Here is an 8,030-nt window from a genome sequence, read left to right as displayed (position 1 = left end):
TCGGGCGTGTTTCGCGCGGGCCTTGCCGCCTTCGCCAAGCTTTATGCCGACAAATACGCCGCGCAGAATATCCGGATGAACAACGTCCTGCCCGGTTTCATCGACAGCCTGCCCGAGACCGAGGACCGCAAGGCGCGCATCCCGTTGGGGCGATATGGCCATGCGGGGGAGGTTTCCTCGCTGATCGCATGGCTTGCGTCCGAGGGGGGCGGCTACATGACCGGCCAGAACCTGCGGGTCGACGGTGGGCTGACGCGCGCCGTCTGACGGCGACCGGAACCGCACGCCCCAGAAAACATGACAACTTCACCGCAAGGAAGATCTCGACGCGGTCGCACCTGCGCCATGCGCCGCATTTCCTGGCCATGTCGGTATTGACTACTTTGCCTTTGCCAAGTGGCGCGAGGACGCCCCAAAAGTCACGCGCTGGCCTTCACCCCGGCAGAAGAGCTGCCAGGATGCCGAGCCCCAAAGTAGCCATCAACGCCGCTGCGATGACGCCGCGTAGCAGGAAGGGTGCCGACATTGCTGCCAATGCCCCTGCCGGCTCGCGGCCCATCGGCACGACAAGACGCAAATAGACCGCAAGCGACAGGACCGAGTTGAGAATGCCGATCACCGCCAGCCACAAAAAGCCCGCATTGATGGCGGCGGTGAACAGATAGAGCTTGCCGACGAAACCGAAGAGCGGCGGGATCCCGGTCAGAGACAGCAAAAATACCACCAGCGCTATCGCCAGCACCGGGTGGGTGCGGCCCAGTCCGTCAAGATCGCGCAACTCGCGTCCGACAACCATCACCACCGCGAAAGCGCCAAGGTTCATCGCGACATAGGCGGCTGCGAACACCACGATCCCCGGCACGGCCGCAGGGCTGGCCCCGAGGGCCACCACGCCCATCAGGAGGTAACCCGATTGCGCCACCGAAGAATAGGCCAGCAGCCGCACTAGATTGGTCTGCACCAGGGCCGCCAAATAGCCCCAGGTCATCGTCGCCGCCGATATCACCGCCAGGGCAAAGGGCCAGCCGGCCTCGCGCGGCAGGTCGCGCAGCGCCTGGGCCAGGGCGAAGAAGGCCGCAGTCTTGGTGATGACCGAAAGATACGCGGCGATCGAGACCGGCGCGCCCTGATAGGCGTCGGGCGCCCAGAAATGAAACGGCACGAAGGCCGCCTTGTAGCCAAGCCCGACGATCAGCCCGGCAAGCCCGGTGACCAGGACAAGCGGCTGCCCGCGAAGGCGGCCGAGGTCGGACAGCAGGGTTGAGCCGCTGCCACCGAACCAGAAGCTCAGCCCATAGATCATCACCGCCCCGGTCACCGCGCCGAAGACGAGGTATTTCATCGCCGCCTCGGTGCCTGCGTCGTCGCGCAGGAAGGCCACCAGCGCGAAGGACCCAAGCCCCGTCAGCACCACGCCCAGCACCACCACCATCACGTCGCCCGCGCCCGAAAGCATCAGCGCACCCAGCGTCACCAGCACGACCAGCGCGTAGAGGCTGCCTTCGCGCGCGCGTCCGGCGATCTCGGCGCGCGCCATCAGCAAGGCGGCGGCGGTGCCCGGCAGCAGGATCAGCTTGGCCCAGCCCGAGATCGTGTCGATCCGGTAGGTGCCGGAAAAGACAGTCGTGCCCGCATGAAGCACCGGCAGCGTCAGCAAGGTCGCCACCGCGAGGCCCGCCAGCCCGATCGCCAGCACCAGCCGTGCCGCGCGCCCCATCTCGGCGACGATCATCAGCATCGCGGTGACGGCGACCACGATTTCGGGCAGCAGGAAGGACAGGTCGCGGCCCATCAGCGCACAAGGCCCGTCATTGTCGCGTGGATCATCCCGATCAGCCAGCCCGGCGCGACCCCGACCAGCACCGTCAGCGCCAGAAGCGGTCCGACCACAAGCCGCTCGCGCAGGTCCAGATCGGGCATCTTCGCCCATCTGTCCTGCGCCTCTCCCAGGAACACCGTGGCGATTGCGCGCAGGTAAAGCCCCGCCGTCACCACGATGCCCACAAGCGCGATCACCCCCCAGGGCCTGGTGTCGAGGGTGGCAAGGAAAATCTGGAACTCGGCTGGGAAATGCGCCAGCCCCGGCAGCCCCAGCGAGGCAAAGGCCGAAAGAATGAAGGCCCAGCCGAGCCACGGAACCCGGCCCAGAAGCCCGCCGAAATCGGCCATCTCCCGGCTATGGGCCCGGTCTTGCAACATGCCGACAAGAAAGAACAGCGCGGCAGTGACAAGTCCGTGGCTGATCATTTGCAGCGTTGCCCCGTCAAGCGCGATCACCTTGATGCGCGGATCGGCGGCCAGTGCCGCCACGGCGACGCCGATCACCACATATCCCATGTGATTGACCGAGGTATAGGCGATCATCTTTTTCAGATCGTTCTGCGCCAGCGCCGCGAAGGCGCCATAGATTGCCGAGACGACCCCGAAGGCAAGCACCACCTGACCCGCCTGCGCGAGGGCCTCGGGCGTCATCTGATAGGCGAAGCGGATCAACCCGTAGGTGCCGAATTTCAGCATCACGCCCGCCAGGATCACGCTGCCCGCCGTGGGTGCCTGCACATGCGCCGCCGGCAGCCATGTGTGCAGCGGAAACGCCGGGGTCTTGACCGCGAAGGTGAAGAGCATGGCGATCAGCGCCAGCATCGCCGCAAGGCCCGAAAGCGGTGGCGCCCCGATCCAGGCGCGCATGTCGAAGGTTCCCGTGCCGAGGTAGAAGCCGATGATCGCCAGCAGCAAGGGCAGCGAGCCCAGAAGCGTGTAAAGAAAGAACATCAGCGCCGCGCGTTGGCGTTCCTCATGCCCCCAGCCGGCGATCATGAAATACATGCCGACCAGCGAGACCTCGAAGAAAACGTAAAAGAGCAGCCCGTCAAGTGCCAGGAATGTGCCGAGCGAGGCGGTTTCCAGCATCAGCATCAACACCACATAGGTCGCCGCCTGTTCCTTGATCCGCGCCGAATAGATCGCGCAAAGCAGGAACAGCAAGGCGGTCATCAGCACCAGCGGCAGGCTCAGCCCGTCCACCCCCAGCCGATACGCCGCGCCAATCGCGGGGATCCAGGTGATCTGCTCGACCTGCGCGAAACCGCCCGGGGCGATACCGCGCGCCCAGATCGCCAGCGTCAGAAGGAAGGTCGCGCCGGTCGCCGCGATGGACACGCCATGGGCCACCCGCGCCGAGCGATCCCGCAGCACCATGAGCACGAGCCCGGCAAGGACCGGCAGGAAGGTGGCGATGGTCAGAAGCGGCATGCGTCAGATCCTTCAGGGGTAAAACGGGGCAGCCAGCAGGACGCCGATGAGAAGGGCAATCCCGGCCGCCGTCAGCGCCAGGTCGCGGTGGATGAACCCGCTTTGCAATCGCCGTACGCGACCACCAAGATCGATGGTGTATTCCACCAGCCCGAAGATCATCCCGTCGATGGTTTCGCGGTCGGTGCGGCGCACGCCGCTGCCCGCAGCCAGTCCCGCGCGCCCGATGGCCAGAACCGCCGCGAACAGCCCTTGTTCGAACCGCTCGCACAGCGCGGCCAGCGCCAGCGCGGGACGCACGACAAGGCCGTCCATGCCGCCAAGCACCGCAAAGCCGTTGCGCGCCGGGGCAAGAAGCGGCCCAAGCAGGCGCGCGGGCGCGATGCTCCAGCCCAGGAGAAGCCCGCCCAGGCCCACGCCAAGCCCCATCGCCGGCACGATCCAGGGCTTGGCATCCGCGCCGGCGCCCAGCATCGCTTCTAGCGGGCCGAAGCCGGCACCCAGCGTGACCGCCAACACGACCAGCGCCCCCATGCCAGCGGCCATGAAGGGCACCGGCGCGCGTGTCTCGCTCCTGGTGCCCGACCATAGAATCTGCAGCGCCCGGCCCATATAGGCCCCCGACAGGACCGAGCCGCCGAGCGCCATCGGCAGCAACCATGGCGCGGCGGGGCTTGCAAGCGCCGCCGCCAGGATCGCGTCCTTGGAAAAATAGGCAGCCATCGGCGGCAGCCCCGCCAGCGCCAGCGCCGCGACGGCAAAGCCCGCAAAAATGCCCGGCCGCGCCCGACCGGCACCGGCGAGGGCCTCCAGCCCGGTGCCGTCCCGATCGTGCTGGAAGATGCCGGCTCCGAGAAACAGCGACGATTTGATCGCCGCATGTGCGATCAGGTGCAAGAGCGCCACCACCGGCGCGCCGGCGCCCACGGCCACCAGCATCAACCCGTATTGGCTGGCGGTCGAGGCCGCCAGGAGACGCTTCAAATCGCGCTCTGCCAGCGCGATCATCCCGGCTACGACCGTCGTGATTCCGCCGACGATCCCCACCATCAACAGCGCGCCGGCCGGCAACATCGGCGCCGCGCGGATGAGAAGGATCGCCCCGGCCGCTACCAGCGTCGCCGAATGCAGAAGAGCCGAAACCGGCGTTGGCCCGGCCATGGCCCGCATCAGCCAGTCCTGCAACGGCACCTGCGCGGATTTTCCCATCGCCGCGACAAGCAAAAGAAGTCCGGCGATCAGTGCCGGTGTGCCGGTGGTCGCAAGCGTCGGCGCGATCCGGGAGGTTCCGGCAGTGCCGATCAGCACGAAGGCCGCGAGGTACAGCCCCAGATCGGCCGAACGGGTGTACAGGAACGCCCGCGTCGCCGCGCCCGCCACGCCCGGGCGCTGGTGCCAGAAGCCGATCAGCAGGTAGGAGGCGAAGCCGATCATCTCCCACGCCGCCAGAAGCGTGATCCAGTCGCCTGACAGCACCAGAAGCTCCATCGCGGCGACGAACATCAGCAGGGTGCCGAAAAAGCGCGCGCGCCCGGGATCGCGGGCCATGTAGCCGATCGCATAGGTCAGGACCGCCGCCGCGACCGCCGCCACCAGCAGCGCCAGCGTCGCGGTCAAGCGGTCCGCCATCAGCAACACGGGAAAGCTCGGCAGAAAGGGCAGGCTGACGGAGATTTCCGTACCGGCGGCCGCGCCGGCGAAAAGCCCCAGCGCGCCGACAAGCCCCAGTGCCGCCCCGACAAGCGCGAAGGCCTGTGGCGCACGCCTGACCGCAAGGGCCGCAAGCCCCGCGCCGAGCGGCGCGAGCAGGGTGAGCGCCAGCCAGATCATCCCTTCAGCTCCCGCGCTTCTTCCATCTCGACAGAGCCCCGGGAGCGGAACCGGACAATGGCGATGCCGAAGCCCACGGCCATCTCCACCGCCATGACCGTCATCACGATCAGCACGAACATCTGGCCCGCCATCACGTCGGGGTGGAGGTAGCGCCAGAACGCCACGAGGTTCACCAGCGCGGCTGCAAGGATCAGTTCGACCCCCATCAAGATCATCACCAGGTTGGTCTGGCTGAGCGCGCCGTAAAGCCCCACGCCGAAAAGCCCCGCGCCGACACTGAGGGCGATGGCAAGCTCGATACTCATCGTCCGTGCTCCTCTGTGGGTGCGATGGCGACCATCGTGGCCGCCACCATCGCGGTCAGGATGGTCAACCCGGCGGATTCGAAGACGAACATCGACCGGCCCAGAAGCTCGCGCCCCAACGCGGCTGTCTGTTCGGCGGCCGCGGGCGCGGCCTGCGCCGCAGGCCCCCAGCCGGTCAGCCAGATCACCGCCAACGCAAAGGTCAACCCGATGCCGCCGGCCCACAACGAAAGGCGTTTCTGATGGGTCATGTCCATCGCGCCCAGGCCGCCCGGGTCCATCATGAACATGACCATGAAGATCGCCATGACGCTCATCTCGCTGGCCATCATCATGATCTGGAGGACGCCCAGGAATTCTGCCTGCATGACCAGGAACATCGCGCCGACAGCGGTTTGCGAGAACAGGAGCGCAATGGCGGACCGCACCATGGAATGTGTCCGGAAGACCACCACGCCGAACCACACCGCCGCGGCGCCGAAGAAGATCAGAAACAGGGATTGTCCGATGCTTACGCTCATATCGGCACCACCAGGGCGATCACGCCCACAAGGAAGATGTTCACCAGCGCCAGCGGCACGCCAGCCTTCCAGCACAATTCCAGGAACCGCGCCTCGCGGATGCGGGGGATGTGCCGGCCCAGCGTCAGCATCAACGCCGCCACCGCCAGCGTCTTTGCCCCGCTCCAGGCCCAGCCGGGCAGCCACGGCCCCAGCCACCCGCCGAGGTAGAAGGTGCTGACAGCGCCGGCCAGCGTCAGCACCACCACCATGCGCGCCAAGCGCAGCACCGCGAGCCGCGGCCCGGTGTATTCGGCCTCGATCCCGCCGGCCAGATCGCCCGCGCCCGACGGCAGATCGAAGGGCGGAAGCCAGGCCAGGGCCATGGCGGCGACGACGAAAAGGGCGAAGCCAAGGGGCTGGTAGGCCACGTTCCACAGCGCCGCCTGAGAGGTGACGATCTGCGTGGTCGAAAGCGATTGGGCCCGCATTGCCACCGCCGTGATCGGCATGACGATCAGCATCGAATAGCCGATGAACTGGCCAAGGAAGCGCCAGCCGCCGATCATCGCATAGGCCCCGTCCGGTCCCCACCCGGCCATGATCAGCGCCACCAGCACATAGGCCAGAGCCGCGTTTAGGAAGAGTGCGCCGGTCGCAAGGTCGGCCACGATCAGGCCGGGCGCCAGCGGGATCACCGCCGCCGCCAGAAGCCCGGCCACCAGCAGAAGGATCGGTGCGGCCTCGAAAAACAGCCGATCGGATTTGCGCGTCACCACCCCCTCGCGGCCCAGCAACGCCAGCGCCGAGGCCAGCGGCCGCACGAGGCTGAAGCGGCCATGCACCGCCCAGCCTTCCAGCGCGGCCATCAGCCATCCGCCGAAGGCAAGCCCCAGAAGGATCGCGAGAATGCTCATGCCGCCAGCCGCCTTGGATCCAGGTCCAGCGCGCCGATCGAGATCAGCGCGTCTGCCAATTCCATTTGCCGGACCATATCGGTGGCCAGCGATGCGAGATCCTCGAAGGGAGTGGTCAGATGCGCGCTTTCGACGGCGCCATCGGACAGTGTCAGATGCAGGGTCGCCGGGCCGCGCGCGGTCTCGACCGTGGCCACGCCGTGGCCCGCGCGGGGCGGTGGCGTGGACGGGGGCGTGGACGGGGGCGGGGTGGACGCCGCAATCGTGCCGGCGCGGGCGATCAGATCCAGACTCTGCCTGATTTCGGCGACGCGCTGCATCAGGCGCGCCAGCGCGTCGCCGTCCCCGCCCGCGATCGGCGTGAAATCGAGCCCGTCATAGGCCTGATCCTTGGCGCGGGCATCTGCGGCGGTGCCCGCGGCGCGCGCCACCGGGCCGCCCTTGGCGCCGGTCAGCCCGCCTAGGCCCTCCAGCTTCAAACGCAGCAGCGGCGTACGCCGAACCCGGTCCAGATATCTGCGTAGCCCGGGTGCGGCGGCCGCGATATCCGCCGCGGCGGCGCCGACAAGCACCCGCTGAAGGGCCGCGCCCTGGCGTTCCAGCCGAACCAGGCCCATCTGCCGCGCGAAACCGGCCAGCCAGTTGAGATGACTTGCGATCCGTTCGCGTTCCAGGGCGGCGGCGTCGGGCGCGGCGGTGCCCCCCCCGACGGCGGCAATGGCGCGATGGGCCAGCGCGCGCATCGCAACAGGTGTCAGCGGAAAGATCGCCGCCAGCCGCTCCGGCAGCTCGGCGACCGGGCAGCCAGAGGGGAGGGGTATCGGTTTGGTGCCATGGAGCCGGGCCTGGGCCACACTGTCGCCATCAAGCATGAGGACCAGCCCCAGCCCGCCGGGCAGCCCCGGAAAGAACGGGCCGAAAGGCGCCTCTATCCACTCCATGATCAGCCCGTCGGGGCTTGCTGGCTTGCCCTCGGTCAGTTCGACCATCGACATGAAATGAGACTCGATCCCGGGGATGTCCTGCGCGTCGTCATGCCCTTCGTGGCCGCCGTGCCCTTCATGGCCGCCGTGCCCTTCATGGCCACTGTGCCCGCTGTGCCCCGCTTGGCCGGATTGCGCGCCTTCCTTGTCCTGCGGCACCAGATCCATGCCGCACTTGGGGCAGCTTCCGGGGCTGTCAGAGGTCACCTCGGGGTGCATCGGACAGGTGTAGACGGGGGT

Annotated in this window: 8 protein-coding genes; 1 reads left to right on the top strand and 7 read right to left on the bottom strand. The window is 67.7% G+C overall.

The annotated features are described in order from the left end of the window. A partial coding sequence (locus tag BLV97_RS19875) for an SDR family oxidoreductase (protein ID WP_143037594.1) occupies positions 1 to 267 on the top strand: 267 nt, incomplete at its 5' end. 166 nt (positions 268 to 433) lie between these two features. On the opposite strand, the gene BLV97_RS19870 is transcribed toward BLV97_RS19875, so the two are convergent. From BLV97_RS19870 to BLV97_RS19840, 7 genes are all read right to left on the bottom strand, one after another. Beyond that, positions 434 to 1,792, bottom strand: coding sequence for an NADH-quinone oxidoreductase subunit N (locus tag BLV97_RS19870; RefSeq protein WP_035841265.1), 1,359 nt, complete (start codon positions 1,790 to 1,792; stop codon positions 434 to 436). After that, the gene (locus tag BLV97_RS19865; protein ID WP_035841262.1) at positions 1,792 to 3,252 is read right to left on the bottom strand and encodes a complex I subunit 4 family protein; all 1,461 of its coding nucleotides are present in this window, start codon (positions 3,250 to 3,252) and stop codon (positions 1,792 to 1,794) included. Before BLV97_RS19865 ends, BLV97_RS19870 begins: the two co-directional genes overlap by 1 nt. A 12-nt stretch (positions 3,253 to 3,264) precedes the next feature. Beyond that, on the bottom strand, positions 3,265 to 5,082 hold the full coding sequence (locus BLV97_RS19860; RefSeq protein ID WP_035841260.1) for an NADH-quinone oxidoreductase subunit 5 family protein: 1,818 nt from the start codon (positions 5,080 to 5,082) through the stop codon (positions 3,265 to 3,267). After that, positions 5,079 to 5,390, bottom strand: a complete 312-nt coding sequence (gene nuoK, locus BLV97_RS19855; RefSeq protein ID WP_035841257.1) for an NADH-quinone oxidoreductase subunit NuoK — start codon at positions 5,388 to 5,390, stop codon at positions 5,079 to 5,081. The genes BLV97_RS19860 and nuoK overlap by 4 nt, the downstream gene beginning before the upstream one ends. Next, on the bottom strand, positions 5,387 to 5,911 hold the full coding sequence (locus BLV97_RS19850; RefSeq protein ID WP_035841255.1) for an NADH-quinone oxidoreductase subunit J family protein: 525 nt from the start codon (positions 5,909 to 5,911) through the stop codon (positions 5,387 to 5,389). Before BLV97_RS19850 ends, nuoK begins: the two co-directional genes overlap by 4 nt. Continuing rightward, the gene (locus tag BLV97_RS19845) at positions 5,908 to 6,807 is read right to left on the bottom strand and encodes a complex I subunit 1/NuoH family protein (RefSeq protein WP_035841253.1); all 900 of its coding nucleotides are present in this window, start codon (positions 6,805 to 6,807) and stop codon (positions 5,908 to 5,910) included. The genes BLV97_RS19850 and BLV97_RS19845 overlap by 4 nt, the downstream gene beginning before the upstream one ends. Next, positions 6,804 to 8,030, bottom strand: a 1,227-nt coding sequence (locus BLV97_RS19840; protein WP_176992672.1) for a heavy metal-binding domain-containing protein, incomplete at its 5' end; no start/stop codon positions are given. The genes BLV97_RS19840 and BLV97_RS19845, both read right to left, overlap by 4 nt.

The sequence above is a fragment of the Allgaiera indica genome, assembly GCF_900106675.1.
Classification (GTDB): domain Bacteria; phylum Pseudomonadota; class Alphaproteobacteria; order Rhodobacterales; family Rhodobacteraceae; genus Acidimangrovimonas; species Acidimangrovimonas indica.
This window is presented reverse-complemented; position numbering and strand designations above follow the sequence as displayed.